Consider the following 25,925-nt stretch of genomic DNA (forward strand, 5'->3'; position numbering starts at 1 on the left):
TATGTGCGCTGTCCAACCTCTGGGCGACGAAAGCCCTCGCAGATATGACGATGACGCCCGCTGAAGTGTGACGGGGGAACCCGCTGTCGCGGGGCGGTCGGCGTCGCTACGATGCGGCTATGGTCGTCCCCGATCTGCCCGCGTCCGGCGAGACGCCCGGGAGCCGCGCCGAGACGCGGTCGCCGAGCTCAGCCGTGGTGGCGCTCCTGGCGGCGCTGGTGGCGCTGCTGGCGATCACGACGGTCGGATTCGGCGGCGCGGTGGTGTGGCTGACGGCCACCGCACCGGGCGCGATCGCGGCCACGACCACGGCGGCCCGTCCCACCCACGCCGTGCCGTCTTCGACTCCCACCCCCACAGCCACCACCGCGCTGCCTCCCGTGCCGCTGCAGCAGGTGCAGGGCATCGACGTCGGCGTGGTGTCGACGTTCGAGCTGGGAGAGGTGGTCATGGCGCGGTCTGCGCCGGGCGAGATCAGCGTCCTGCACGCACTGATCACCAATCCGCTCGACGCCGCCGCCTCGCCCACTTTCGACGTCACCTCCTACGATGCGGACGGTCGCATCGTCTCGCGGCACGTGAGCGTGCTCTATCTGCTGCCGCACCAGGAGACGCTGTTCCGAGGGTTCCTGTCGGGTGATCTCACGCGGGTCGATCGCGTTCTGATCGAGCAGATCGGACCCGCATCGGAGGAGCCGACCGCCGCCGCGGGCGCCCTGTCGCTCACCGCCCTGGCCGGGGACGGTGGCTCGCGGGCCACGGCGACGATCTCGTCCACGCTCGACACGGAGGCGAAGCTCGCCGAGGTGTTCCTCGTCGGAACCGTCGACGGCGACATCGTCGTGGTCGGCAACGCGGTGACCGACATCCCCGCGGGTGCGAGCTTCACGGTCGACATTCCCGTGTACCTGGCCACGCGAGGCGATCCGCAGCAGTATGCGGCGGGCGTTCCCGCTGATGCCGACTACGAGGTCTATTTCGAACTGGTGGAGCCCCGATGAGCCACGAAACCTCGGTGCCCCGACGGCCCGCCGCCGTGCGCATCCTGACGGTCACCGCCGTCGTGCTCCTCCTCGCCACGGTGGCGCTGGGCTTCATGGCTTTCCGGCTCTGGGGCGAGAGGCCCGCTGCGGCACCGGAAGCGTCCACTCCGACACCGACCTCCACCCGTCCGTCGAGTCCGTCCGCATCTCCGACGCCTTCGCCATCCCTGGCGACCCCTCTCCCGGCGACACAGCCGCAGCTCACGTCGCAGGGCGTGCCCGTCGTGGTGCGTGGGGACTTCACGGTGCGCGAACTGGCGATGACCCGATGGGAACCCGACGCCTTCACGCGTCTGCTCGCGCCTGTGGAGTTGCCGGAGGACGCCACGCTGTTCGGTACGGTCTACCTCGACGTGACCGCGTACGACGCGGAGGGCAACATCATCGATCGTTCTCCCACGCTCTTCACCTGGCGCCCCGGGCAGACGCGCGGTCTGATCAACACCCTGATGAAGGCCGACCTGCCGAGCGCGGCCCAGTTCGTTATCGAGCAGACGAAGCTCGAGGAGGAGGCGTTCGACGTCACCGGCGAACTGACGGTCGCCTCCGTGACAGTGGGGGAGGCGGTGGGGCTGCAGGCGCTGGCCGACTTCGCGCTGAATTCCACACTCAGCCGCGATCTCGAGGTCGCTGACGTCGGCATCCTCGGGTTCGCGGACGGGCGCCTGTTCGCCGCCTGCGTCACGCCCGTGGATGTTCCGGTCGGCGCCGTGTTCGCGGACGACTGCATCTGGGAGTCGGCGAGTTCGGAGTTCGTGCCTGACGCTCCGCCGACTCCTCCCGCTGGCGCCACCTACGAGGTGACGCTCTCCCTGAGGTGATCCTCTCGCGGGAGGACGGCGGCTGAGGTCTCCGGCTCGCGCCGGAAGATCACCTTGAAGATGGGAAAGAACACCGCGCATGAGATGAGCGCGTTGATGAGCATGGTCGCCATGTCCGCGATGGCCTCGCCGGACGCGCCGAGACCCCAGGTCGTGATCAGCAGCTCGTACACCGGTGCCTTGTACACGCTCTGCAGCGCGGCCGCACCGAACGTGATGACGACGTAGGCGATGGCGTACCAGAGCGCCGCACGCCACGGATCGGAGTTCGACTTGAACGTGACGTTTCGCTGCAGGAAGAAGTTGATCACCTGCGCGATGGCCAAGGTGACCTGAACGGCGAGGAAGTACGCCAGCCCGCCACCGCCCTCCGGCAGGGGGCCTTCGGCGTAGTCGAAGATGAAGAAGTCGCCGAGCGGCAGCGCTTGGAACGGGACCTCCACAAGCGGGGTCACGCCGAAGATCGCCTTGAACACCGGCATGAGAACGAGCTGAAGCACCGTCACACCCACGTTCATCGCGACGAACAGCACCAGCTGCGCCAGCGTCGGCCGTGCTGCTTCGAACGCGGCCCAGCGCTCGCGGATGGCCCGAATCATTTTCACTCCGAACGTCGATGCATCGTTTCTCGTATCCTCTGCGACGCTCCATCCCGGCCATCGCGAGAGTCCATGACCTGTCGGATCCGGTCCGTGATCTGACGACTGGACGTTCCGCAGAGCCGAGATAGCGGATCACGGAATGGTCACGGAAGTCTGTGTTTCGGGCCGCCGATCGACAGAACATGAAGCGGAAACGACCATTCGTCTGGTTCCCGCGTCCGTCGTAACGGCGTCGTGAAAATCTCAATCCGTCACTGCCCGTGCGCTCCTGCATGCGCGAGGGCGACCCCAGAGACGGGGTCGCAGACGGGTGCACCCCCTGTGACGCATGTCTACGACGAAGGGATAGGCCAATGAAGGCCCTGCCAAAGAAAGGCATCGCGCTGGCGACCGGCTTCGGTCTCGCGATCACGCTGAGCGGATGCACGGGCGGCTCGCCCGAGTCGGTGAACTCCGCGGAGTCCGCCGACTACACGACCCGTGAGGTGTCGGACGGAACCACGGACTTCGTCATCGTCGACAACCCGGGCGATGGTGCGCAGCTCTCGTACAGCGCCGAGGGCGGCATCGAGCTGATCGAGGAGAAGGTCGACGGCCAGACGCTCGCCTTCAAGGACATCAACGGCAACGGCGAACTCGACACGTTCGAGGACTGGCGCGTCGACCCGGCCGAGCGCGCGGCGGCGTACGCGAAGACACTGACGGCGGAGCAGATCTCGGGCCTCATGCTCTTCAGCTCGCACGAGCGCTCACCCGGCGATGGACTCACGGACCCGCAGAAAACCTATCTGTCCGAGTCGCACCTGCGAAACGTCCTCAACGCCGGTGGCTCCGACGTCGAGGAGAACGTCACCTGGGTCAACGCGATGCAGGCATACGTGGAGACCCTGGCGACCGACGAGACCCCGTACGTTCCGGCGAACTTCTCGTCCGACCCTCGCTCGGAGGCACAGTCGGGCTCCACCTACACTGAGACGGGTGCCGGTACGTCGCTGTGGCCTTCCGTGCTCGGCCTGGCCTCCACGTTCTCCGCGGAGACGGCCGAGGAGTTCGGACGCATCGCATCTGAGGAGTACCGCGCGCTCGGCATCTCCAACGCCCTGAGCCCGCAGATCGACCTGGCCACCGAGCCGCGCTGGCTGCGTGTCTCCGGCACCCTCGGTGAGAACGCGGCGCTCGCGTCGGAGCTCGCCGCGGCGTACGTCACCGGGTTCCAGAGCACCTACAGCGAAGACGGGGAGAACCTCGGCTGGGGTCTGGACTCGGTTCCGACCACCATCAAGCACGCGCCCGGTGACGGCGCGGGCGAGGGCGGCCGCGAATCGCACACCGCCGTCGGCAAGTACGCCGTCTTCCCCGGCGGCGGACAGGACAGCCTGGAGGCCGCGGGCTCCGTCTTCGCTGCCGCATCCGACTCGCTCGGCATGATGACGAACTACTCGATCATGCTCGACGGCGACGGCACTCCGCTGCTCGGCGACAACGCCGTCGGCACCGCCTACAACACCGAGGCTCTCGCGTACATCCGCGACGAGATCGGCTTCCAGGGCGCGATCGTCACCGACTGGGGCGTCATGAGCGGCGCGAAGGATGAGGGCGCTTTCATCGCCACCGCCTGGGGTGCTGAGGACATCACTCCTGCCGAACGGTACTTCACGGTGCTGAAGAACACCGTCGACATGTTCGGCGGCGTCAACGACGCGACGCACATCCTCGAGGCGTACGACCTGTGGAACGAGCGCTACGCAGCCGGCGAGGTCGAGGTCGACGCCGACACGCGCTGGGCCGAGTCCGGCGCACGCATCCTGACCGCCTACTTCGCGCCGGGCCTGTTCGACAGCCCGTTCGTCGACCTGGAGAAGTCGAAGGAGACGGTCGGCAGCGCGGAGAACGTCAAGGCGGGCTTCGATGCCCAGCTCGACTCCGTCGTGATGCTGAAGAACGACGGCACCGTCGCCGAGGGTGAGGACTGGTCCGACAAGACCGTCTACATCCCGCACACCTACGACATCGGCCACCCCGGTCTGTTCGGCCCGGCCGAGTACACCGAGGGCGCCACCCTCAGCATCGAGTCGGCCGAGGAGATCTTCGGAAAGGTCCTGACCGACACGGTCGAATACGACGCAGACGGCAAGGTCACCTCGATGACGGCCCCCGACCTGACCGGCGTGGACGCCGTGCTCGTGGGGCTGCGCTCCCCGAACAACGGCAGCCCGTTCTCCGCGTCCGGCCTCGACGCCGACACCGGCGAGTGGTACCCGTTCTCGCTGCAGTGGGCCCCGTACACCGCTGATGGTGACAACGTGCGCAAGACCTCGATCGGTGGCGACACGCTCGCCGATGGATCGAAGGAGAACCGCTCGTACTTCGGCAAGACGTCGCGCATCTCGAACGCGGCCGACATCGACGCCTTCAACCGCGCCGTCGCCGCCGTGGATGCGTCCGGAAAGGACATCCCGGTCATCACGATCGTCAAGGCGAACAACCCGGTGGTCCCCACGGAGTTCGAGGCGAAGTCGGATGTGGTGCTGGTCGGCTTCGGCGTGAGCGATCTCGCGACGCTGACGGTCGCTTCCGGCGGGCACGAGCCGCAGGGCCGCCTCCCCATCGGCTTCCCGATCGACATGAACGCCGTCGAGGCGCAGAGCGAAGACGTCGCCGAGGACACGAAGACCTACGTCGACGCCGAGGGCAACGACTGGAAGTTCGGGTTCGGCCTGAACTACCAGGGCCCCATCACCGAGTAATCACGCATCGCCGGGGGTGTTCCGCAGAACGTGCGGATCACCCCCGGCACACGGCAGGGTCCGAGGACATCGGGCCGCGCGATCCGGACGCGCGCCACGAAGCACCGGAATCACAGCAGGAGAAGGAGCAGAGAAATGAACACCACCCGGATCAAGACCGCAGCGCTTGCCACCCTGATCGCCCTCACCGGCACCTTCGGACTGGCCGCATGCTCGACCGACAGCGCGGCCGATGCGCCCGCCTCATCGCAGACCGAGCAGACCGAGGTCGACGTCGCCGCCGACCTCGAGGGCGCCCGTCAAGCCATCGAGGATGCACTGGAGACCGACCCGAGCTGGACCCAGGTCATGCTCGCGGGCGATGTCACCCAGCCCACCCAGAAGTACGGGATGCTCGTCATGCCGTTCGTGAAGTCCGACGCGGCCAAGCGCGTCACCGGCACCGTCGCCATCGCCGACGGCAAGTACGTGATCGAGGCGGTGTCGGCGGAGAGTGGCAAGACCTGGCAGATCGACCAGGACGGCACCATCACCGAGGCTGCCGAGTAACGCCACCCCGACGTCGCACATCCGAGGAGAACCGAAGTGAACGCACGACCGGCTGCGGCCGGCGGGGCACCGAAGCCCCGCATGTCCAATAAGAAGTACCTGGCGATCTGGATCCCGGTGATCGCGCTGGTGACCATCATCACGGTGGTCGCCAACATCGCGATGAACGTGGCGACGGGCTGGATCGCCTCGCAGCTCGGCACCGGCACCTACACCTTCACGAACTCCGAGGAGTCGAAGGACTGGGACACCACCTACTACGAGGCCGACTACGACACCATCGAAGACGTGGACGCCGCGTCGCTCGCGCTGGTGGAGGAGATCGGCGCCGGCGGCATCGTGCTGGCGAAGAACAACGCGGCCGCTCTTCCGCTGGCCGCCGGTGCCCAGGTGACCATGCTCGGTCGCGCTGCCGCTGACCCCGTGTACGGCGGCTCGGGTTCCGGCTCCGTGGACACCAACTCGGCGGTCACGGCACGGATGGGCATCGAGAACGCCGGCTTCGGCGTGAACGACCAGGTCTTCTCGACCATCGAGGCGTTCGCCGCGGAGAACCCGCGCGGCTTCATCGAGATGGACAAGCCGGACGTCTCCACCTACAACATCGGCGAGCTGCCGGTCGCGGACTACGAAGCGCAGGCGTCCTCCTTCGCGCAGTTCGGCGACGCCGCCGTCATCATGATCGGCCGTCCCGGCGGCGAGGGCGGCGATCTCGCTCAGGACATGACCGGATGGGACGACAACGCCCAGCCCGGCCAGCACCAGCTGGAGCTGAACAAGGACGAGCGCGACCTGATCGCGCTGGCCAAGGCCAACTTCGAGACAGTGGTCGTCGTCATCAACGCATCGACGACGCTCGAGCTCGGTGATCTGCAGAACGACGCGGGCGTGGACGCGATCCTGCTCGCCGGTTCCCCCGGCGCGACCGCGTTCAACGCACTCGGCCGCATCCTCAGCGGTGACGTCAACCCGTCAGGTCGCACGGTGGACCTGTGGGCCGCCGACTTCACGAAGGACCCGACGTACGCCAACTTCGGCAGCTTCCAGTACAGCAACGTCGCCCCCTCCTACCCGGTTCCAGTGACGGAGTCCGCCACGTCGAACGCCGAGGTCACCGACGACGCCACCTTCGTGAACTACGCCGAGGGCATCTACTTCGGCTACCGCTACTACGAGACGGCCGCCGCCGAGGGCTTCATCGACTACGACCAGGCCGTCGTCTACCCGTTCGGCTACGGCCTCAGCTACACGAGCTTCGCATGGCAGATCGCCTCCACCGAGTCCGGTGCGGTCGACGGCACCATCGCCGTCACCGTGAACGTGACGAACACCGGCACGGTCGCGGGCCGCGATGTCGTGCAGCTGTACTACTCGGCGCCGTACACGCCTGGCGGGATCGAGAAGCCCGAGGTGCTCCTCGGCGGCTTCGCCAAGACCGGCACCATCGAGCCCGGTGCCAGCGAGCAGGTCACCATCGAGATCGCCGTCGAGGACATGGCCTCGTATGACTACCTCGACGAGCAGGCGTACGTGCTGGAGGCGGGCGACTACGAGCTCAGCGTCCGCAGCGACTCGCACACCGTGGCCGCGGGCACCCAGCCGTTCACCTACACCGTCGCCTCTGACGTGGTGTACTCCGGTGACGACCACCGCGCCTCCGACGAGACGGCGGTCAGGAACCAGTTCGACGACGTCTCGGCGCAGTTCACGACGGATGGCGAGGCCGGGAAGATCCCGGTGTTCTCCCGCGCCGACTTCGCCGGCACCTTCCCGACGGCTCCGACCGAGGACATGCTGGTCGCCGATGAGGCCGTTGCCGCCGGCTTCGGCGTCTGGGACCACGAGGGCGCTGCTGCCGCGTTCGACGGCGAGATGCCGACGACCGGGGCGAGCACCGATCTGTCGCTCATCGACCTGCGCGGTCTTCCGAAGGACGACGCGAAGTGGGACGAGCTGCTGGACTCGCTGAGCGTCGGAGACATGACCTCGATGCTCCTCAACGGCGCGTACCAGACGGCGGCGATCGGCTCGATCGGCAAGCCGCAGACCCTGGAGCCCGACGGTCCCGCCGGCTTCAGCTCCTTCATCAACTCCGCGATCAACGGCACGGCCTACCCGTCCGAGGTGCTCATCGCCCAGACCTGGGATGTGGAGCTCGGAGCGGCGATGGGAGTGATGCTCGGCAACGAGGCCATCTTCAAGAACATCAACGGGTGGTACGCCCCCGCCGCGAACCTGCACCGCTCGCCGTTCGGCGGCCGCAACTTCGAGTACTACTCCGAGGACCCGGTGCTGTCGGGTCAGATGCTCACCGCCGTCTCCAACGGGATCGGCACCAAGGGCGTCTACACGATGATCAAGCACTATGCGATGAACGAGCAGGAGACGAACCGCGTCAACAACGGCATCGCCACCTGGGCGACCGAGCAGACGATCCGCGAGGTGTACCTGAAGCCGTTCGAGATCGCCGTCAAGAACATCGAGATGAACGTGAAGTACCTGGCGGACGACGCGGGCACCGTCTCGGAGACGACGATCGGCGCGGCCGGCATGATGAGCTCCTTCAACCGGATCGGGGCGACCTGGGCCGGCGGATCGGTGGCGCTCATGGACACGGTGCTGCGCGACGAGTGGGGCTTCGAGGGCTTCGCGATCACGGACTTCAACCTCTACCCGTACATGAACCCGAACGAGGGCATCAACGCCGGGTCGGATCTGATGCTGACCTTCCAGCCGTCGAAGTCGTTCAACGACTCGTCGTCCGCGAAGGCCGTGACCGACATCCGTCAGGCCACCCACAACATCCTGTTCACCGTCGCCAATTCCAACGCGATGAACGGACTGGCCCCGGGCGCGACCGTCGCCTACACGCCCCCGGCCTGGGTGGTCTGGCAGATCGCGATCACCGCGGTGCTGGGCCTGCTGATCCTGGGAGCCATCGTGATGGTGGTGCTCCGGGTACGCCGCCGCCGCGCCGCGATCGCACAGGCCGCCGCGGAGGCATGAGCCGTGGTCGCCGGGTCAGACGTCTGCTCGCTGACTCGGCGACCACATTTCCACCAGCGTGACGACGGCGCGGGTATTCGCCCCGTCGTCGAGAAGGACCCATCGTGAAAGACACCGCACAGCTCGTCCACGAGCTGACCCTCCTGGAGAAGGCGGCGCTGCTCAGCGGCGCGAACACCTGGGAGACCCGCGCGATCGAGCGCATCGCTCTGCCGGCGATCTGGCTGGCAGACGGACCGCACGGCGTGCGCAAGCAGGTCGGCTCCGCGGACCACCTCGGCATCAACGGCTCCGAACCCGCAACGTGCTTCCCCACGTCCGCCACGGTCGCGGGGAGCTGGGACGATGAGCTCGCGGAGCAGGTGGGCACTGCGCTCGGCGCGGAAGCCTCCAGCCAGGGCGTCGGCGTGCTGCTCGGCCCCGGGCTGAACATCAAGCGCAGCCCGCTCGGGGGTCGCAACTTCGAGTACTTCTCCGAGGATCCCGAGCTGTCCGGCCGGCTCGCCGCCGCCTACGTCCGGGGCATCCAGTCCGCCGGAGTGGCGGCCACGCCCAAGCACTTCGCCGTCAACAGCCAGGAGCTGCGCCGCATGGTCAGCGACTCCGTGGTGGACGAGCGGACGCTGCGGGAGATCTACCTCACCGCGTTCGAGATCGTGGTCCGCGAGTCGGCGCCGTGGGCGATCATGTCCTCGTACAACCTCATCAACGGCACCTATGCCCACGAGAACACGCACCTGCTCCAGGAGGTCCTGCGTGACGAATGGGGCTTCGACGGAGCCGTCATCTCGGACTGGGGCGGGGGCAATGACGCGGTGGCCGCGGTCAGTGCGGGTGGCACCCTCGAGATGCCCTCGCCGGGCTTCGACTCCGTGCGAGCGATCGTCGACGCGGTCGAGAGCGGCGAGCTGCCGATGGCCGATCTCGATGCTCGGGTCTCAGAGCTGATCAACCTGGTGCGCGCGGTCACGGCGCGCGGCCGGGCGAATGTCGATCTCGACGCGCACCATGCGCTCGCCCGCCGTGCCGCCGCAGAATCCGCGGTGCTGCTGCGCAACGAGAACGGCATCCTTCCGCTTGCGGAGGGCACCACGGTCGCCCTCATCGGAGACTTCGCGACCGCCCCGCGCTTCCAGGGCGCCGGGTCCTCGCTGGTGAACGCCACGCGCGTCTCCACCCTCGTCGAGGCGATGGCTGCGTCGCCCGTGGTGACTCTCGCTGGCACAGCGCAGGGCTTCCGTCGCGATGGCGGATCCGATCCGGCGCTGACCGCCGAGGCCGTCGCGCTCGCGGGCCGTGCGGAGGTCGTTGTCCTGGCTCTCGGGCTGCCGGAGATCGCCGAGTCGGAGGGGCTCGATCGCTCCACCCTGGCTCTGCCCGCCGACCAGGTCGCGCTGCTCGCCGCGGTCCACCGTGCCAACCCGCGGACCGTCGTGGTGCTGAGTGCCGGTGGCGCTGTCGAGACGCCCTGGTCCGCGCAGGCCGCCGCCCTCGTGCACGGCTACCTGGGCGGCCAGGCGGGCGCGGAGGCCGTCGTCGATGTGCTCACCGGTGTCGTCGATCCGGGCGGGCGTCTGGCCGAGACGCTGCCGATCACGCTGGCCGACACCCCGACCGCCGGATCGTTCCCCAGCACCGCGCGCACGGCCGAGTACCGGGAGGGGCCGTTCGTCGGCTACCGGCACTATGAGACGGCCGAGGTGAAGGTCGCCTATCCGTTCGGCTACGGCCTCAGCTACACGAGCTTCGCGTACGGCGATCTCGCCGTCGACGACAGCGGCGTGCAGGTGACGGTGACCAACACGGGCGAGCGCATGGGCAGCGATGTCGTCCAGCTCTACGTCGGTCGTGTCGGTGAGAGCGGGGTGCTGCGTCCGGTGCGCGAGCTCAAGGGCTACGCCAAGGTGTGGCTCGAGCCCGGCGAATCGCGTCGGGTCTCCCTCGCGTTCACGGATCGCACCTTCCGGTTCTTCGACGTCGGCAGCGACAGCTGGCAGGTGGAGGCCGGCGAGTACGAGATCGCCGTGGGCGCCAACATCCGCGACCTTCCGCTGCGCGCCACGATCTCGCGAGACGGAGTGTCTCTCCCTCCGCTCGACGAGCGCCTCGCCGCCGTGGGGAAAGCCGGAGCGGATGACGTGGCCTTCGCGGTGATGCTGAAGAGCGCGATCCCCGATTCCGAGTGGGGGAGTGGCCCGCTGGGCGTCAACGACCCGATGGATCGGATGTCCGGAGCGCGCGGCGCCCTCGGCCGCGTGGCCTTCCGCATTCTCGATGCCCGCCGCCGCAAGGCCGAGGCCGCGGGCACCCCCGACCTGAACGTCCTGTTCCTGCTGAACGGGCCGTTCCGGGTCATCTCCAAAATGAGCGGCGGGCTGGCCACCAGCCGGCTCACCGCGGCCGTTCTCACCCTCGTCAACGGACAGAGCGTCCGCGGGCTCGGACGGATCATCGGCGCCTTCTTCCGCGGACGACGCGAGGAGAAGGCCACGAAGCGGGCATTCGATGCCGCAGCGCAGAGAAAGAGTGCATGATGCTGACCGCTGTCAAGAACTGGTGGGGACGCTTCCAGGAGCGCCGTCCCGAGCTGTCGAAGTTCCTCATGTTCCTCGTGCTCTCCAACGGCGTCACCGTGCTGCAGCTGGCCCTCATGCCGCTGTTCCGCTGGGGATTCGCGTCCTTCACCGACCTCACGGACGTGAACTTCCGCGTTTTCCCGGTCGGCTCGAACGTCGACGGCAGCGCGTACTACATGTTCGATTACGCCGCCGGTCCGCTCCCGGGCGGTGGCGGTGGACTGGCGTACTTCCTCGCCGTGCAGATCACGCTTCTCATCGCTCAGGTGATCAACTTCTTCCTGCAGCGCAACATCACCTTCAAATCGAACACCTCGATCTGGCGCGCGGCATTCTGGTACGCCGTGGCCTACGTGGTGATCACGTTCATCGCCGCGGCTGCGCAGGGCTTCTACAAGGCGCCGATCTACGGCTTCTTCATGGAGACCCTCGACTGGGGATCGACCGGCTCGGTGATTGCGGACGTCCTCACCATGATCATCAACTCGGCCATCTCGTTCTGGGTCTTCTACCCGATCTTCAAGGTGATCTTCCGACAGGTCCCCGCGACGGTCGAGGTCGTGGAACACGCTGATCAGAGCGGGGAGAGATGAGCCTCATCTCCGGCACACTGAGTGGTGTGCCGCTGCTCACGATCGTCGTCCCCGCCTACAACGCCGACGCATACCTGAATCGCGCGATGGGGGCGATCGTCGGCATGGCCGGGGTCGAGGTGATCGTCGTCAACGACGGGTCCACGGACCGCACCGGTCGGCTCGCCGACGTGTGGGCGGCTCGCTATCCGGATTCGGTGCGGGTGGTCCACCAGGCCAACGCTGGTCACGGTGGCGCGATCAACGCCGGGCTGGCCGCGGCGCGCGGTGACTTCCTGAAAGTGCTGGACGCGGATGACTGGCTCGATGAAGCGTCCCTCCGGACGCTGCTGACGACGCTCGCGGACGCGGACGGCGTGGACGCCGTGTTCACGGACTTCGTTCACGAGCGCGAGGGGAAGTCGCCGAAGACCGCCCGGTTCGACAACGTGTTCCCGGCGGGGCGCGTCTTCACCTGGCCGGAGACGGAGCGCTTCACTCGCCGCCAGGTGCTGATGATGCACGCGATCGTCTTCCGCACGCAGCTGCTGCGCGACAGCGGGCTGCACCTGCCCGAGCACACCTTCTACGTCGACAACCTCTTCGTCGTGACGCCCCTCGTCCACGTTCGCCGGATGCGCTACCTCCCCGTGCCGCTGTATCGCTACTACATCGGTCGCGCGGGGCAGTCGGTGGCGCCCGAAGTGATGGTGCGCCGGGTCGACCAGCAGCTGCGGGTGAATCGCCTGACGCTGGCGGAGCTGCCATCGCAGGCCGACGTCACACGGGGCGATGTGCCGATCCAGCTCTATCGGGCGCTGCTGCATCACCTGGAGGGGGTGTGTGCCGTCACCAGCGCGACTCTCGCGCGTGCCGGCACCCGCGCTCACCTCGCCCAGCGCGACGCGTTCTGGCGCGAGGTCAAGGCGGAGAACCCCTGGCTCTACACGCGCATGCGGCGCACGCTCATCGGAGCGACGAGTAACCTGCCCGGTCAGGCGGGCCGCCACGCGACGAGTCTCGCGTACCACGTCGCCCGTCGGGTGGTCGGCTTCAGCTGATCGATCGGGGAGGAGGACGAGTGATTCGGATCGGGATCGTCGAGGATGACGCGACGGCGGTCGAGCGGCTGCTGTCGCACCTCGACCGCTTTCAGCGTTCCAGCGGCGAGCGCTTCCACGTCGGCGCCTTCCGCGACGGCGTGGACGTGCTGACCGACTACCGCTCCGACTGGGACGTGCTGTTTCTCGACGTGCAGATGCCGCGCGTGGACGGCATGACCGCGGCCCGGCGCATCCGCGAGGTCGACTCCGAGGTCATCATCGTCTTCGTCACCGCCTCCCCGCACTACGCAGTCAGCGGGTATGAGGTCGATGCGCTGAGCTACCTGCTGAAGCCTGTCTCGTACACGTCGTTCGAGCACGAGATGAATCGCATCCTGGCGCGGTTGCAGCGCCAGCCCCGCAGCGAGCTGCTGTTCAACGCCACGGACGGTGTTCATCACCGCATCGCCGTCGACGACATCCGCTACATCGAATCCGTCCGCCACCGCATCGACCTGTACACGCTCGACACCGTGTACAGCATCGCGACGACGGTCAAGGCGATGGAATCCGAGCTTGCAGGCAAGGGGTTCCTGCGCTGCCACAGTGGGCTGCTCGTCAATCTCCGTCACGTCACGGGTGTCGAGGGCAACGACTGTCGCATTCGGGGTGGCGGAACGCTCCCGATCAGCCGCCCACGCAAGCGCGAATTCCTCGCGGCTCTCGCGGAGCACGTCGGATCCCGCGGAATCTCGGCGTGAACGACGTCGCCGGCCCGGTTCTCGCCGAGATCCCCCGCTCCCTCACCGCCGTGGCCGAGTGGGGAGCGTGCGCGGTCTATCTGCTGATCGCTCGACGACGCTTCTCCGTGGTGCCGACGATCGGGGTCCTGGTACTGGCTCTCGGTGTGCTGCTCGCCGTGCAGAACTGGGCCGGCACACTGCCGATCGCGTGGTGGATCCCCGGCATGTCCGTTGCCGCGGCAGCCATGTTCGGCTTCGTCTACCTGGGGCTGGACACGTCGGCCCGCGGTGCGGGGTTCGTCGCGGCCCGCGCGTTCGTGCTCGCGGAGCTCGCCGCATCGGTCTACTGGCAGCTCGACCGGTTCTATGCGGGCCGCGTGGATGGCGCCGTGCAGACCGTGGGCGCGGTGATCACCTACGTCGTCCTGTTCGGCGCTGTCGCGCTGATGGAGCGCAATCAGTTCAACCGCGGAGCACGGCTGGAGGCCAGTGGTGCGCTGTTCGTGGGGGCGGTGGCGATCGCCATTGCGACCTTCGGCATCTCCAACCTCAGCTTCGTGAGCGTCGACACTCCTTTCAGCGGCAGGTTCGGCAGTGAGATCCTCTACATCCGCACGCTCGTGGACCTGTGCGGGTACATCGCCCTGCACGTGCAGCTGCGGGTGCATCATGAGGCCATCGCCCGGCGCGACGCCGAGGCGATGGCGCAGCTGCTGCGCAGTCAGCACGACCAGTACGAGATCACGCGGCGATCGATCGATGAGGTCAACCGCAAACACCACGACATGAAGCACCACCTCGAGGCGATCCGCTCGGAGGAGGATGCCTCGGCGCGCTCACGCATGCTGGACGATCTCGAGGATTCGATCACGCGGTACGGCGCCGTCGTGCAGACCGGCAACCATGTGCTCGACGCGATCATGACCGCCAAGCTCTCGCGGGCAGGGGAGCGCGGGATCGAAGTATCCGTGGTCGCCGATGGCCGGCTCCTGTCCTTCATGCGCCCGATGGAGCTGACATCGCTCATCGGCAACGCGCTGGACAACGCGATCGAGGCGTCCGGGGCTCTCGCGCCGGGCCGGCTGCGGCAGATCCGCTTCGCGCTGTTCGCGCAGGACGACTTCACGATGATGCGGATCGAGAACACCTTCGACGGCACGGTGCTCCGCGACGGCGACCGCATCGTCACCCGCAAGCGCGGCCGCGGGCACGGGTACGGCCTGCGCAATATGGAGACCGCGGCGGCCGCCTATGACGGCGTCGTGTCGGTGACCTCCGACGAGGAGTGGTTCTCGCTCCGCGTGCTGTTCCCCGCTCAGGCCTCGTCGGCCTGAGCCCTCAGCGCTTCGCGGGCTTGGCCTTCAGGAACACCTTCGGCAGCAGCCACGACCCGAGAGCGGTGACCACCCAGCCGATCACGGTGGCCAGCACCCACGAACCGATGCCGGTGATCACCAGCCCACCCGGGAACAGCGAGGCGATCAGCAGAGCCACGAACGTGGACACCAGCCCGACTCCGCCGATGAGCGCCGGCGCGTGCTCGCGTGTGAGCTTGTCGGCCAGCGGGGCGAGCAGGCTCTGCGCCACGGCGAACACCACCACCGCGACGATGAATCCGGCGACGGACAGCTTCGCTCCGGGGACGAGGAGCGCGATCAGCAGCAAAGCGAGAGCGGCGGTGCCGAGGAAGATCCCGGCGCGAATGAGGAAGCGGACCATGCGAACTCCAGTTCGGGACGACGCGCGGGGCGGCGCGTGGGGGACGTCGCGGCCAGCTTAGGGGTCGTCGCGCGTCTTGGCACCTGTGGACGGCGCGCGCGGGGATCGCGACGCGTGGCTATCGTCGGGGCGGGCACGGGGCGACCGGGCCACACGCGAAAGGTGAGACGGCGCATGACGAAGCACACGCTCGAAGGCAAGAACATTCTGATCGCGGGCGGAGGCAAGAACCTCGGCGGGCTGATCGCACGGCAGGCGGCCGCCGCCGGCGCGAACGTCGCGATCCACTACAACTCGGAATCCTCGCGGGCCGAGGCGGAGGAGACGCTGGCCGCGGTGCTGGCCACCGGCGTGACGGGGGTCGTTCTCGCGGGCGACCTCACCGTCCCGGCGAACGTCGCCACGCTGTTCGCCGAGGCGGAGGCTGCGATCGGACCGATCGATGTCGCGGTGAACACGGTCGGGAAGGTGCTGCGCAAGCCGATCGCAGACACCACCGAAGCCGAGTACGACGAGATGTTCGACGTGAACGCCAAGGCGGCGTACTTCTTCCTGAAGGAGGCGGGGGCGCGTCTGACCGACGGCGGCAAGATCATCACCATCGTCACCTCCCTGCTCGCCGCATTCACTGACGGGTACTCGACCTACGCGGGTGGGAAGAGCCCGGTGGAGCACTTCACCCGTGCGGCGGCGAAGGAGTATGCCGCTCGCGGCATCTCGGTGACGGCCGTGGCTCCCGGGCCCATGGACACACCGTTCTTCTATGGCCAGGAGACTCCCGAGCGCGTAGCGTTCCATAAGTCGCAGGCGATGGGGAACCAGCTGACCCGGATCGAGGACATCGCACCGATCGTGACGTTCCTCGCGACAGACGGCTGGTGGATCACAGGTCAGACCATCTTCGCCAACGGCGGTTACACCACCCGCTAACCCGGACAGGAAGAGAAGAGATATGAGCAGCAACGTTCCCGAGCCGATCGCCGCTTTCATCGATGCCGTCAACCGGCACGACGAGGACGGCTTCCTGGACGCCTTCACAGTAGAGGGCGCCGTCGACGACTGGGGGCGCGTCTTCTCCGGCCGCGCCGCCATCAAGGGCTGGAGCGACAAGGAGTTCATCGGCGCTCGCGGCACCCTCTCCGTGGAGTCGGTCTCCACGGCCGACGGCAAGATCACCGTCATCGGCGACTGGCGCTCGAACTACGCCAACGGCCTGTCGAAGTTCGTCTTCGACGTCGACGGCGACAAGATCACCCGGATGACCATCCGCGAGGGCTGATCACCCCTGTCGATACGGCCCTTCGCCGCGCGGCGAAGGGCCGTATCGCTGTCGTGGCCCGTCCATCCACCGATCGGCGAGCCGCGTTCTGGCCGATACGCGTGCGGCGCGTCACGAAACGAGGAGATATGCGCCAAACGAGGATGAAACCGGCGTAGGAGCGTGTCGTTGGCGCAATCGTCCTCGTTTCGGAACACATCTGCCCGCTGCTCGAGGCGATGCGCACTCGCGGCGGGAGAGGATGGAGGCATGCCCATCCTGAACAAGGACACGACCCTGTGCATCTCCCTCGCCGGTCGTCCGTCCAACCTCGGCACCCGCTTTCACAACTTCCTCTACGCCGAGCTCGGCATCGACTTCATCTACAAGGCCTTCACGACGGATGACATCGAGGGCGCCGTGCGCGGCATCCGTGCCCTGGGCATTCGCGGGGCCAGCATCTCGATGCCGTTCAAGGAGGCGGTCATCCCGCTGGTCGATGAGCTTGAACCGTCGGCGGCGGCGATCCAGTCGGTCAACACGATCGTGAACACGAACGGACGGCTGGTGGCCGCCAACACCGACTATGAGGCCATCGCCGAACTCATCGTCGCGAACGACCTCGACCCGTCCGCTTCCGTGCTGGTGCGGGGGTCCGGCGGGATGGCGAAGGCCGTCGTGGCGGCGTTCCGCGACGCAGGATTCGCTGACGTCATCGTGTGGGCGCGCAATGGCGCCGCGGGCCAGGCGCTTGCCGCACAATACGGCTTCGGATGGCGGGACAGCGAACCGCACTCGGGTGCCGAGATCATCGTCAATGTCACGCCGCTCGGGATGATCGGAGATGCGGCCGAGGTCCTCTCGTTCTCCCCGTCGCACATCGCCGCGGCGAAGGTGGTGTTCGATGTGGTGGCATTTCCCGCGGAGACGCCGCTGATCCGCGCTGCGCGCGCCGCGGGGAAGTCGGTGATCTCGGGCGCGGAGGTCCATGCCCAGCAGGCGGCGCGACAGTTCGAGCGCTACACGGGTGTGACGATCACCGCGGATCTGGTCGCGCGCGCCGCGGCGTACTCGCGCGCGAACTGAGGGTGCGAACGGAGAAGCGGTGCTGATCGGATCGATCAGCACCGCTTCTCCGGTCACTGCGTCTTAGCTACGACGGCGGGGAGCCGTTCGCCAGGCGGCGGCCAGGACACCGCCGACCAGCAGCAGCACGGCACCGGCCACGAGACCGCCCATCGGTGAGGCGACACCGGTGGTGGGCAGTGTGCCCGTTCCGGTTGACGGAGACGTGGGCGCAACCGGGATTGCAGTCGAGGACGCGGTAGGCGACGTGGTCGCAGTCGGCGTTGTCGTTCCCGTCGGCGTTGCCGTCGGGGTAGCGGTGCCCGTGGGCGTTGCGGTTCCGGTGGGCGTTGCCGTCGGCGTCGCGGTTCCCGTTGGGGTGGGCGTCGCTGTCGCTGTCGGGGTGGGCGTTGCCGTTCCAGTCGGCGTCGGCGTTGCCGTTTCCGTGGGCGTTGGCGTCGGCGTGCCCGTGGGCGTCGGCGTTGCCGTGCCCGTGGGGGTCGGCGTCACGGTTGCCGTTGGGGTGGGTGTCGCTGTCGGCGTTGGGGTGGGCGTTGCCGTTCCGGTCGGCGTCGGCGTGCCCGTGGGGGTCGGCGTCGCGGTTCCGGTGGGGGTAGGCGTTGCGGTTCCCGTCGGCGTCGGCGTGGGTGTGAGCGTGTCCGTGGGCGTTGGTGTCGGCGTGGGCGTCGGCGTAGGCGTGTCCGTGGGTGTGGGTGTGGGTGTGGGTGTGGGCGTGGGCGTCGGCGTCGTCGTGTCCGTGGGTGTGGGCGTGGGCGTCGTCGTGTCCGTGGGTGTGGGCGTCGGCGTAGGCGTCGTGGTGTCCGTGGGCGTCGGGGTGGGTGACGGGGACGTGCTGTCTGTCGGCGTGGGCGACGGCGATCCGGACGGGTTCGTCACCGGCGTCACCGTGAGGGTTGCCGGTCCGCTGACGGCGGAGTCCACCGAGTTCGTCGCCGTGGCGCGGTACTGACGACCGTCGTAGCCGAGGTCCGGGGGTGTGACCGTCAGGGTCGTGCCGTCGGGAGAGACCACTGCGGCGGTGTCACCGCTGATCGGCAGCCAGGTGGTGCCGCCGTCCGGCGAGTACTCCCACGTGATGGTCGGGTCGGGGTATCCGGTCGCGCTCACGGTGAAGACAGCGGGCACGCCCACCGTCGTCGTCTGGTCTGCCGGGGTCGTGATGGTCGGGGCTTCCACGTAGGTGTAGCCGTTCACGTAGGTGACGGGCGTCTGCACGACGCCGTTGAGGGTCCACTCCACTACCACGTCGACCGGGCCGGCCGCGTGCGGCGGCGTGACGACGCTCCAGTCGCCGTTGCCGGCGTTGGTGAGCGACGTGCCGTCGAGGCCGTCGAACGTGACGCGCGTGACCGTGACCTGCGGCCAGAACAGTGCGGGGACGTTCGTGTTGTAGCGGTACGACCAGCCGTAGAGCTTGCCGTCCGATCCGATCGCGAGCGAGCGCTCCTCGCTGGAGGACACGGTGCCGAGAGTGACGCCCGCGGGACTCTGAACCACCACAGGGGTGGTCCGGCGCACGTTGGTGCCGTCGCCGATGATCCAGAGTGCGTTGTCGCCCCAACCGTACGTGTTCCCGTCGGATCCGGTTGCGAAGCTGATGGCATAGCCCGCGCTGATGTTCGAGAACGTCACGCCGGCCGGAGCGAGCACCGGCGTCGGAACGTTGCGCGACGAGGTGCTTCCGATGCCGAGCTGGCCGGAGTCGTTGTTGCCCCAGCTGTAGAGCACACCGTCGCTGCCGAGCGCGAGCGAGAAGTAGGCACCGGCGGCGAACTCGGTGAACGTCACACCGGCGGGGGCCGTCACGGGCACCGGCGTCGTGGAGATGCTGCTGGTGCCGTTGCCGAGCTGGCCGAATCCGTTGTTGCCCCAGGAATACAACGTTCCATCGGAAGCGAGAGCGAGGATGTGCGCGTTCGAGGCGCTGATCTGGGTGAACGTGGCGCCACCCGGGGCTGCCGTGGCCACGGGGATGGTGGCGGCAGTGCCCGGACCGGCGTAGGGCACACCGTACGGCTGACCCCACACGTAGACCTGGCCGTCGGAGCCCAACGCGGACGACGTGTACTGACCGGCCTGCGGCTGGCTGAAGGTCACGCCGGCCGGGGTGAGCACCTTCGTCGGCGTGGTCGTGTTCGTCGTGGTGCCGTTGCCCAGCTGGCCGCGATCGTTGCGACCCCAGGAGTACACGCTGCCGTCGGAGCCGATCGCGAGGGACCAGCCGTAGCTCAAGGCCGGCTCGCTGAGGGTGATCCCCGCGGGCGCGTTCACGGCGACCGGCGTGGTCGACGAGGTCGTGTTGCCGGTACCCAGTTCTCCGAAGCTGTTGGAGCCCCAGGAGTAGAGCTGCCCATCCGAGCCCACCGCAAGCGCGTGGTCACGGCCCTGTGCCGCGTCCGAGAAGGTGATCGACGGCGGCTCCGGAACGATCACCGTCGTTCCTCCGCTGGTCGGCCCGCTATCGGGGGTGGGGACCGTTACCGTCGACGCGTGGGCACTCAACGCGCCGACGAGGGTGACGACGACTGCCGCTCCTGCCGCGCTGATCCATCGCCGAACACCGGTGGCTCGCTTCATAGCCCGTACGCTCCCTGTACACGTGGGTCTCAAGAAGAACACACCCGGGCCATCGGGAAGACGCGCGGGGATGCTCTCAGTAAGTTTCATCGACCTGAATACGTCCCAGGAATGGGCCGGCACTTTTGACCCCAGTTTTGTGGTCATAACCGGGGGTAAAGAGGTCGGTTTGTTTCCGGGATGTTACGGTTCGTTGCCCCAGATGTCGCGGCCCTCGAGTTCCGCTGGGTCATGACGTTCGGCTTGGTGTGAGCACTCCGATTGCTGAGCGCCCTTCGCCGCGCTTCGCGGTCGCTGAGCGAGCGCCAGCGAGACGAAATGCACTCAGGATCCGCGCCGGTGAGAAGAAGTGGCGCTCAGGTGCTGGCGGCGTCGCTGATCTGGCGCAGGCGGGCGCGGGCGATAGCGGGGTCCGCGACGAGCACCGCGTCCAACAGCTTGCGCGTGTAGGGGTGTTGTGGGTGGTCGAAGATCTCGGCCGTCGGCCCTTCCTCGACCACCTGACCGCGATACATCACCGCGACGCGGGTGGCGATCTCTCGCACCACCGCGAGGTCGTGCGAGATGAAGAGGTAGGTGAGGCCAAGATCGCGCTGCAGGTCTCGCAGGAGGCCGGTCACCTGCGCCTGCACCTGCACATCGAGTGCCGACACGGGCTCGTCGGCGACGATCAGCGCCGGCGCCACCGCGATGGCGCGCGCGATGGCGATGCGCTGACGCTGGCCGCCGCTGAAGGAGCGGGGGAGTCGGTGCACGGCGTCGCCCGTGATCCCGACCTGCGCCAGCGCGGCCGTCGCGACGGCGGCGGCATCCTTCTCGGGCGACAGCACGCTCACCGGCTCCGCCACCTGCAGCAGGGCGGAACGCACGGGATTCAGCGACGAGTAGGGGTCCTGGAAGATCACCTGCATTGAACGCTGTGCCGCACGACGCTGCACCCGGCTGACGCCCACCAGCTCCTGCCCGTCGAACTGAATCGACCCGGACGTCGGAGACTCGAGCTGCAGGATGAGCCTGCCCAGCGTCGACTTGCCGGAGCCCGATTCGCCCACCAGCGCGAGCGTTTCGCCGCGATGGATGTCCAGGCTCACGTCGTCCACGGCACGGACGGTGTGCTTGCGACCGCGCTCGCGGATCGTGAAGTCCTTCACCACGCCGCTCACGCGGACCAGGGGTTCGGTCATGACGCCTCCCTTGTCGCGGCACCGGGGGAGGCCGCCAGCAGCGATCGCGTGTACGGGTGCTGCGGCGCCGAGAACACGTCGTTCACAGCGCCGGTCTCCACCACTTCGCCGTCCTTCATCACGGTGACCTGGTCGCAGAGTGCCGCCACCACGCCCAGGTCGTGGGTCACGATCAGCACGCTGAGACGCCGCTGCGTCTGCAGTCGGTGGATCAGCGCAAGGATCTGCGCCTGCACGGTGGCATCCAGCGCGGTGGTCGGCTCGTCCGCGACGAGCAGCTCGGGTTCGGCGAGCAGTGCCATCGCGATCATCGCGCGCTGTCGCATCCCTCCCGACAGCTCGTGCGGGAAGCTGCGCATCACCCGGGCCGGATCGGGGATTCCCACGTCGGTGAGCGCGGCGATGCAGGCCTGCTCCGCCGCGGCGCCGCGGAGGGCGGTGAAGCGTCGGACTACCTCGCGCAGGTGCCCACCGATGCGTCGGAGGGGATTGAAGGAGGTCAGCGGGTCCTGGAAGACCATCGCCATGGCCGGGCGTGGCGGGTTCGCCGCGGTGAGGTCCACGCCGTCCACCAGGCAGGTGTCCCAGCGGCGCTCTGCACGCTGCGGCAGGATCGACATCAGCGCCCGCAGCAGCATGGTCTTCCCCGAGCCGGACTCGCCGACGACACCCATCACGGTGCCGCGTTCGATCGTGAGATCCACGTCACGGAGGATCGAGATGCGATCGGCGCGCGGCGGCACGATATCGACGTTCAGGCCCCGGATCTGCAGGATCGGATCGGTCATCGCTCATCCTCCCGGGTGACGGCGGCGCGGATGCCGTTGCCCACGACGTTCACGCAGAACACGGTGGTGGCGATCAGGAGGCCGGGCACCACCGCCAGCAGCGGCGCCTTCTGCAGAGATCCCTGCGCTGTTGTGAGGAGGGACCCCCACGACGCCAGTGGAGCCTGGATGCCGAGACCGAGGAAGCTCAGCGCCGACTCGGTGAGGATGGCGCCGGAGATCGTCGCGGTCGCGGCGACGATGATCGTGGGAACCACGGCGGGGAGCACGTGGCGCAGGATCACCAGGGGTGATCGCACACCGATGAACGACGCATAGCCCACGAAGGTGCGCTCGCGCACGGACAGCGTCTCCGCACGCACGAGTCGTGCCGTGGTCATCCATGAGAGTGTTCCGATGATCAGGACCATCGTCCACAGGCCCGGCCGGAAGAACACGCTCGCGACGATCACCAGGAGCATCCACGGGATCGCCGAGAGCAGATCCACGAGTCGCATGAGCAGATCGTCGACGATCCCGCCGAAGTAGCCGGCGGTCAGACCGGCGATCATCCCGATGAGGGTGGCGGCGAGGGCGGAGGAGAATCCGACGAACAGCGAGATCCCGCCGCCGCTGAGCACGCGGGCCAGGTAATCGCGTCCGAGGTTGTCCGTGCCGAGGAGATGAGCAGCACTCGGGCCGGCCCATCGATCGGACATGTCGGACGTGGTGCCGTCGAGGCCGAACAGCGGCGAGAGGGCGCAGGCCAGTGCGATCACGAGGATCACGATGAGCGCGGCCACGGATCCCCGGCGCTGGAGGAAACGGCGCCAGACGGTGGCATCGGCGGAGCGGACGGTGGTCATTTCGCCCCCTGAGTGAGCCGGATGCGCGGATCGGCGGCCGCGTAGAGCACGTCGGCGATGAGGTTGCCGAGCACGGTGAGCACCGCGGAGACGAGGACCACAGCGAGGATGACGGGGTAGTCGAGCGCGGCCGACGACGTGAGGATGTACTGCCCGATGCCCGGCCAGCCGAAGATGCTCTCGGTGACGATGGCACCGGTCACCAGGGTCGGAAGCGCGAGCCCGAGCTGCGTGATGATCGGCAGCAGCACGTTGCGGCTGACGTGGCGGGAGAGGATGAACCCGCGGCTGGCACCGTAGGCGCGCTGCACCAGCACATAGTCGTCGTCGAACTGCGCGATGGTCGATGCGCGGACATATCGGGTGAGGTCGGGGAAGAGCGCCACGACGAGAACGAGGTAGGGCATCGCGAAGTGCGCGAGGAAATCTCCGAGGTCGCCCTGCTTGCCCACCGAGTGCATGCCGAGGATCGGGAATAGGCGCAGTTGGTAGCCGAAGAGGTAGATCACCAGCAGCGCGAACCAGAACGTGGGGGTCGCGATGGCCACCGAGCAGATGCCGTCGATCACCCGGTCGAGGCGGCCGCCGCGGCGCGAGCCTGCGATCAGGCCCAGGACGATCGCGAGGATGAAGGCGGTGAGGTAGGCGGGGCCGATGAGGGACAGCGTGTTCGGGATGCGCTCGGCCAAGTCGGCGGCCACGGAGTGGCGGCTGACGAGAGAGAAGCCGAGATCGCCGCGCACGGCGTTCCAGAGCCACAGTCCGTACTGCACGATCATCGGCTGGTCGAGACCGAATTTCTCGCGCATCAGCTGCTTGGTCTCGTCCGACATCGACGGTGTGGTGATGGCGTCGATGACGTCGTACGGCGCGAGGTGGATGAGCACGAACACGATGAGCGTGATGATCACGAGCATCGGCACGAGCTGCGCCATGCGTCGCAGCACGTAGCGGAGCATCCGGCGATCCTCTCTCAGAAGCGGGCTACCCCGCGAGACTTCCCTCTGTGGGCGACAATCCGCGCAATGCGCCGATTCTCGCCCACATACGGACGTCTCGCGGGGTGGGGTGGGGCTGGAACCGACGTTACTTGACGGTCAGCTTCTCCCAGTGCTCGAAGGTGTAGATCGGGACCAGGACGGCCTCGTCCACGCCGCCGACGCGGGGGCCGGTGGCGAGGATCTTGAGGTTGTCGGCCAGCGGGTAGAAGACGGCGTCATCCGCGATGGTCTTCTGCAGGTCGGCGTAGATCGCCTTGCGCTTGGCGTCGTCGAGCTCGGCGACGCCCTGGTCGAACAGCGTGTCGACGGCCGGGTTGGAGTAGGCGAAGTAGTTCGCCGACGCACCGGTGCGGAACAGCGCCGAGTAGGCGTCGGGGTCGTTACCCATGATGTAGCCGCCGAGGAAGACGTCGAACGAGGAGCCAGCGCCCTTCTCGATGTCGGCGTAGAGGGCGGACGGGTCGACGGCCTGCAGCTCGACGGTGATACCCGCCTTGCCGGCCTGCTCCTGGATCAGCGTGGCCTCGGTCTCCTGCGCCGGGTCGCCCGCGGTGTAGCCGAGGGTGAGGGTCGGCGTCGCACCGGCGAGCAGCGTCTGCGCCTTCTTGAGGTCGGTCTCGTACTTCTCCACGTCCTCCGTGGCGAACGGGTTGCTGGGCGGGAGGATCGAGTACGCCGGCTCGTAGTAGTCGGTGCTGAGGAACGCGCCGTCGTCGATCTGCTTCTTGTCCAGCGCGTAGAACAGCGCCTGGCGCACCTTGACGTCGGGCACCTTCGCGGCGATCACGCCGAGGTAGGCGACGCGACCCTCGGCGTAGGGGTGCACCGTGACGTCGGTGCCCTCGAACTCCTCAACCTGGGCGGCCGTGATGAAGGACGCGTCCACCTCACCGGTCTGCAGCGCGGTCTTGACGGTGTCCGCGTTGCTGACGATACGCAACGTCAGGTCGCTGATCTGGGGAGCATCGCCGGCGTAGTTGGGGTTCGGCTCGAAGCGCAGGTACTCGCCACGCTTGTACTCGGCCAGCTGGTACGGACCCGATCCGACCGCAGCAGGGTCGAGGTCGGCGGTCGAGAAGTCGGTGATCTCACCGTAGACGTGCTTCGGGATGATGTACGTCTCGGTGGCGATGTTGGACAGCGCGGCGGCACTGATCGACGGCAGGTGGAAGACCACCGTGGTGTCGTCGGTCGCCTCGGCCGTGATCGGCTTGTCGCCCACCCACAGCAGATCGGCGTTGCCGTTCTCCTTCTTGGCCTTCTCCGTGTAGGTGAACACGACGTCCTCGGCCGTGAGCGGCTCGCCGTCGGACCACTTCAGGCCCGACTTCAGCTTCACGGTCACCGACAGACCATCCTCGGCGGGCGTGATGCTGTCGGCCAGCTCGTTGACCACCGTGCCGTCGCCCTCGACGCGCGCGAGGGGGGAGTACACGATGTTCGCGAAGGTCAGACCCCAGCGGTCGTTGAGGTTGATGGGGTTCGTCGAGGTCGGGTCCGACGAGATCACATAGGTCAGCGCGCCGCCCGTGCTCGTTGCCGCGCTGGGGTCGTCCACGACGACGTCGGCGGGGTTGCCCGCGGGCGCGCACGCGCTCAGCATCAATCCGGCGGCCGCGACGAGGGCGAGGGTCGATGCGATTCTGCGACGAGACATGGGTGAGCTCCAGGGTTTCGAAGGTGGGTCCACTGAGGGTAGGCATGCGCGTGCATACATCGCACATCCTGTTTCCGCGTGTGTCAGCGCCCGCCGGACGGTGTCTAT

21 protein-coding genes are annotated in these 25,925 nt (G+C 67.8%); 13 read left to right on the forward strand and 8 right to left on the reverse strand.

What is annotated here, in order from left to right:
- Positions 1 to 119: 119 nt before the first annotated feature.
- Together ABTV68_RS01495 and ABTV68_RS01500 are read left to right on the forward strand one after the other, a co-directional pair.
- On the forward strand, positions 120 to 1,001 hold the full coding sequence (locus tag ABTV68_RS01495) for a hypothetical protein (RefSeq protein WP_433675849.1): 882 nt from the start codon (positions 120 to 122) through the stop codon (positions 999 to 1,001).
- On the forward strand, positions 998 to 1,864 hold the full coding sequence (locus ABTV68_RS01500; RefSeq protein ID WP_433675850.1) for a hypothetical protein: 867 nt from the start codon (positions 998 to 1,000) through the stop codon (positions 1,862 to 1,864). Before ABTV68_RS01495 ends, ABTV68_RS01500 begins: the two co-directional genes overlap by 4 nt.
- Here the strand turns inward: ABTV68_RS01500 and ABTV68_RS01505 are convergent.
- Positions 1,837 to 2,463, reverse strand: coding sequence for a hypothetical protein (locus ABTV68_RS01505; protein ID WP_433675851.1), 627 nt, complete (start codon positions 2,461 to 2,463; stop codon positions 1,837 to 1,839). The genes ABTV68_RS01500 and ABTV68_RS01505 overlap by 28 nt on opposite strands.
- A 356-nt stretch (positions 2,464 to 2,819) precedes the next feature.
- Here ABTV68_RS01505 and ABTV68_RS01510 point away from each other — a divergent pair, with 356 nt between their 5' ends.
- From ABTV68_RS01510 to ABTV68_RS01545, 8 genes are all read left to right on the forward strand, one after another.
- The gene (locus ABTV68_RS01510) at positions 2,820 to 5,213 is read left to right on the forward strand and encodes a glycoside hydrolase family 3 N-terminal domain-containing protein (protein ID WP_433675852.1); all 2,394 of its coding nucleotides are present in this window, start codon (positions 2,820 to 2,822) and stop codon (positions 5,211 to 5,213) included.
- 135 nt (positions 5,214 to 5,348) lie between these two features.
- Entirely contained in the window at positions 5,349 to 5,762 is a 414-nt protein-coding gene (locus ABTV68_RS01515; protein ID WP_433675853.1) for a hypothetical protein, read from the forward strand.
- A gap of 36 nt (positions 5,763 to 5,798) precedes the next feature.
- Positions 5,799 to 8,768, forward strand: coding sequence for a glycoside hydrolase family 3 C-terminal domain-containing protein (locus tag ABTV68_RS01520; RefSeq protein WP_433675854.1), 2,970 nt, complete (start codon positions 5,799 to 5,801; stop codon positions 8,766 to 8,768).
- A gap of 104 nt (positions 8,769 to 8,872) precedes the next feature.
- Positions 8,873 to 11,302 (forward strand): glycoside hydrolase family 3 C-terminal domain-containing protein, encoded by a 2,430-nt coding sequence (locus ABTV68_RS01525; protein ID WP_433675855.1) that lies wholly within the window; start codon positions 8,873 to 8,875, stop codon positions 11,300 to 11,302.
- Entirely contained in the window at positions 11,299 to 11,937 is a 639-nt protein-coding gene (locus tag ABTV68_RS01530) for a hypothetical protein (RefSeq protein WP_433675856.1), read from the forward strand. Before ABTV68_RS01525 ends, ABTV68_RS01530 begins: the two co-directional genes overlap by 4 nt.
- Positions 11,934 to 12,977: a glycosyltransferase family 2 protein gene (locus ABTV68_RS01535; protein ID WP_433675857.1), complete on the forward strand. Its 1,044-nt coding sequence runs from the start codon at positions 11,934 to 11,936 to the stop codon at positions 12,975 to 12,977. The genes ABTV68_RS01530 and ABTV68_RS01535 overlap by 4 nt, the downstream gene beginning before the upstream one ends.
- Positions 12,978 to 12,997: 20 nt before the next feature.
- Complete coding sequence (locus ABTV68_RS01540; RefSeq protein ID WP_433675858.1) at positions 12,998 to 13,720, forward strand: LytR/AlgR family response regulator transcription factor; 723 nt, start codon at positions 12,998 to 13,000, stop codon at positions 13,718 to 13,720.
- The gene (locus ABTV68_RS01545; protein ID WP_433675859.1) at positions 13,717 to 15,036 is read left to right on the forward strand and encodes a GHKL domain-containing protein; all 1,320 of its coding nucleotides are present in this window, start codon (positions 13,717 to 13,719) and stop codon (positions 15,034 to 15,036) included. The genes ABTV68_RS01540 and ABTV68_RS01545 overlap by 4 nt, the downstream gene beginning before the upstream one ends.
- A 4-nt stretch (positions 15,037 to 15,040) precedes the next feature.
- Here ABTV68_RS01545 and ABTV68_RS01550 read toward each other — a convergent pair whose 3' ends face one another.
- Positions 15,041 to 15,421: a phage holin family protein gene (locus ABTV68_RS01550; protein ID WP_433675860.1), complete on the reverse strand. Its 381-nt coding sequence runs from the start codon at positions 15,419 to 15,421 to the stop codon at positions 15,041 to 15,043.
- Between the two features lie 174 nt (positions 15,422 to 15,595).
- On the opposite strand from ABTV68_RS01550, the gene ABTV68_RS01555 reads away from it, so the two are divergent.
- The 3 genes from ABTV68_RS01555 (at position 15,596) to ABTV68_RS01565 (ending at position 17,765) form a co-directional block, all read left to right on the forward strand.
- Positions 15,596 to 16,351: an SDR family oxidoreductase gene (locus ABTV68_RS01555; protein ID WP_433675861.1), complete on the forward strand. Its 756-nt coding sequence runs from the start codon at positions 15,596 to 15,598 to the stop codon at positions 16,349 to 16,351.
- 22 nt (positions 16,352 to 16,373) lie between these two features.
- Positions 16,374 to 16,700 carry a nuclear transport factor 2 family protein gene (locus ABTV68_RS01560; RefSeq protein ID WP_433675862.1) on the forward strand — a complete coding sequence of 109 codons (327 nt, stop codon included), beginning with the start codon at positions 16,374 to 16,376 and terminating at the stop codon, positions 16,698 to 16,700.
- Between the two features lie 249 nt (positions 16,701 to 16,949).
- Positions 16,950 to 17,765, forward strand: coding sequence for a shikimate 5-dehydrogenase (locus tag ABTV68_RS01565; protein ID WP_433675863.1), 816 nt, complete (start codon positions 16,950 to 16,952; stop codon positions 17,763 to 17,765).
- A gap of 63 nt (positions 17,766 to 17,828) precedes the next feature.
- On the opposite strand, the gene ABTV68_RS01570 is transcribed toward ABTV68_RS01565, so the two are convergent.
- The 6 genes from ABTV68_RS01570 to ABTV68_RS01595 all read right to left on the reverse strand — a co-directional run bounded on the left by ABTV68_RS01570 (position 17,829) and on the right by ABTV68_RS01595 (position 25,817).
- Complete coding sequence (locus ABTV68_RS01570; RefSeq protein WP_433675864.1) at positions 17,829 to 20,342, reverse strand: hypothetical protein; 2,514 nt, start codon at positions 20,340 to 20,342, stop codon at positions 17,829 to 17,831.
- A 356-nt stretch (positions 20,343 to 20,698) separates the two neighbouring features.
- Complete coding sequence (locus ABTV68_RS01575; RefSeq protein ID WP_433675865.1) at positions 20,699 to 21,526, reverse strand: ATP-binding cassette domain-containing protein; 828 nt, start codon at positions 21,524 to 21,526, stop codon at positions 20,699 to 20,701.
- Complete coding sequence (locus ABTV68_RS01580; protein WP_433675866.1) at positions 21,523 to 22,314, reverse strand: ABC transporter ATP-binding protein; 792 nt, start codon at positions 22,312 to 22,314, stop codon at positions 21,523 to 21,525. The genes ABTV68_RS01575 and ABTV68_RS01580 overlap by 4 nt, the downstream gene beginning before the upstream one ends.
- Positions 22,311 to 23,159 (reverse strand): ABC transporter permease, encoded by an 849-nt coding sequence (locus ABTV68_RS01585; protein WP_433675867.1) that lies wholly within the window; start codon positions 23,157 to 23,159, stop codon positions 22,311 to 22,313. Before ABTV68_RS01585 ends, ABTV68_RS01580 begins: the two co-directional genes overlap by 4 nt.
- Positions 23,156 to 24,118 (reverse strand): ABC transporter permease, encoded by a 963-nt coding sequence (locus ABTV68_RS01590; protein ID WP_433675868.1) that lies wholly within the window; start codon positions 24,116 to 24,118, stop codon positions 23,156 to 23,158. Before ABTV68_RS01590 ends, ABTV68_RS01585 begins: the two co-directional genes overlap by 4 nt.
- A gap of 127 nt (positions 24,119 to 24,245) precedes the next feature.
- The gene (locus ABTV68_RS01595; protein ID WP_433675869.1) at positions 24,246 to 25,817 is read right to left on the reverse strand and encodes an ABC transporter substrate-binding protein; all 1,572 of its coding nucleotides are present in this window, start codon (positions 25,815 to 25,817) and stop codon (positions 24,246 to 24,248) included.
- Positions 25,818 to 25,925 lie beyond the last annotated feature (108 nt).

Origin of the sequence: Microbacterium gorillae (assembly GCF_050990725.1) — a bacterium.
Taxonomy (GTDB): domain Bacteria; phylum Actinomycetota; class Actinomycetes; order Actinomycetales; family Microbacteriaceae; genus Microbacterium; species Microbacterium gorillae_A.

Coding starts and splice junctions, on each gene's coding strand:
- ABTV68_RS01590 (WP_433675868.1), bottom strand. CDS start 24,118: ATGCTCCGCTACGTGCTGCGACGCATGGCGCAGCTCGTGCCGATGCTC.
- ABTV68_RS01495 (WP_433675849.1), top strand. CDS start 120: ATGGTCGTCCCCGATCTGCCCGCGTCCGGCGAGACGCCCGGGAGCCGC.
- ABTV68_RS01535 (WP_433675857.1), top strand. CDS start 11,934: ATGAGCCTCATCTCCGGCACACTGAGTGGTGTGCCGCTGCTCACGATC.
- ABTV68_RS01595 (WP_433675869.1), bottom strand. CDS start 25,817: ATGTCTCGTCGCAGAATCGCATCGACCCTCGCCCTCGTCGCGGCCGCC.
- ABTV68_RS01505 (WP_433675851.1), bottom strand. CDS start 2,463: ATGATTCGGGCCATCCGCGAGCGCTGGGCCGCGTTCGAAGCAGCACGG.
- ABTV68_RS01510 (WP_433675852.1), top strand. CDS start 2,820: ATGAAGGCCCTGCCAAAGAAAGGCATCGCGCTGGCGACCGGCTTCGGT.
- ABTV68_RS01560 (WP_433675862.1), top strand. CDS start 16,374: ATGAGCAGCAACGTTCCCGAGCCGATCGCCGCTTTCATCGATGCCGTC.
- ABTV68_RS01500 (WP_433675850.1), top strand. CDS start 998: ATGAGCCACGAAACCTCGGTGCCCCGACGGCCCGCCGCCGTGCGCATC.
- ABTV68_RS01580 (WP_433675866.1), bottom strand. CDS start 22,314: ATGACCGATCCGATCCTGCAGATCCGGGGCCTGAACGTCGATATCGTG.
- ABTV68_RS01550 (WP_433675860.1), bottom strand. CDS start 15,421: ATGGTCCGCTTCCTCATTCGCGCCGGGATCTTCCTCGGCACCGCCGCT.
- ABTV68_RS01565 (WP_433675863.1), top strand. CDS start 16,950: ATGCCCATCCTGAACAAGGACACGACCCTGTGCATCTCCCTCGCCGGT.
- ABTV68_RS01515 (WP_433675853.1), top strand. CDS start 5,349: ATGAACACCACCCGGATCAAGACCGCAGCGCTTGCCACCCTGATCGCC.
- ABTV68_RS01555 (WP_433675861.1), top strand. CDS start 15,596: ATGACGAAGCACACGCTCGAAGGCAAGAACATTCTGATCGCGGGCGGA.
- ABTV68_RS01585 (WP_433675867.1), bottom strand. CDS start 23,159: ATGACCACCGTCCGCTCCGCCGATGCCACCGTCTGGCGCCGTTTCCTC.
- ABTV68_RS01575 (WP_433675865.1), bottom strand. CDS start 21,526: ATGACCGAACCCCTGGTCCGCGTGAGCGGCGTGGTGAAGGACTTCACG.
- ABTV68_RS01570 (WP_433675864.1), bottom strand. CDS start 20,342: ATGAAGCGAGCCACCGGTGTTCGGCGATGGATCAGCGCGGCAGGAGCG.
- ABTV68_RS01530 (WP_433675856.1), top strand. CDS start 11,299: ATGATGCTGACCGCTGTCAAGAACTGGTGGGGACGCTTCCAGGAGCGC.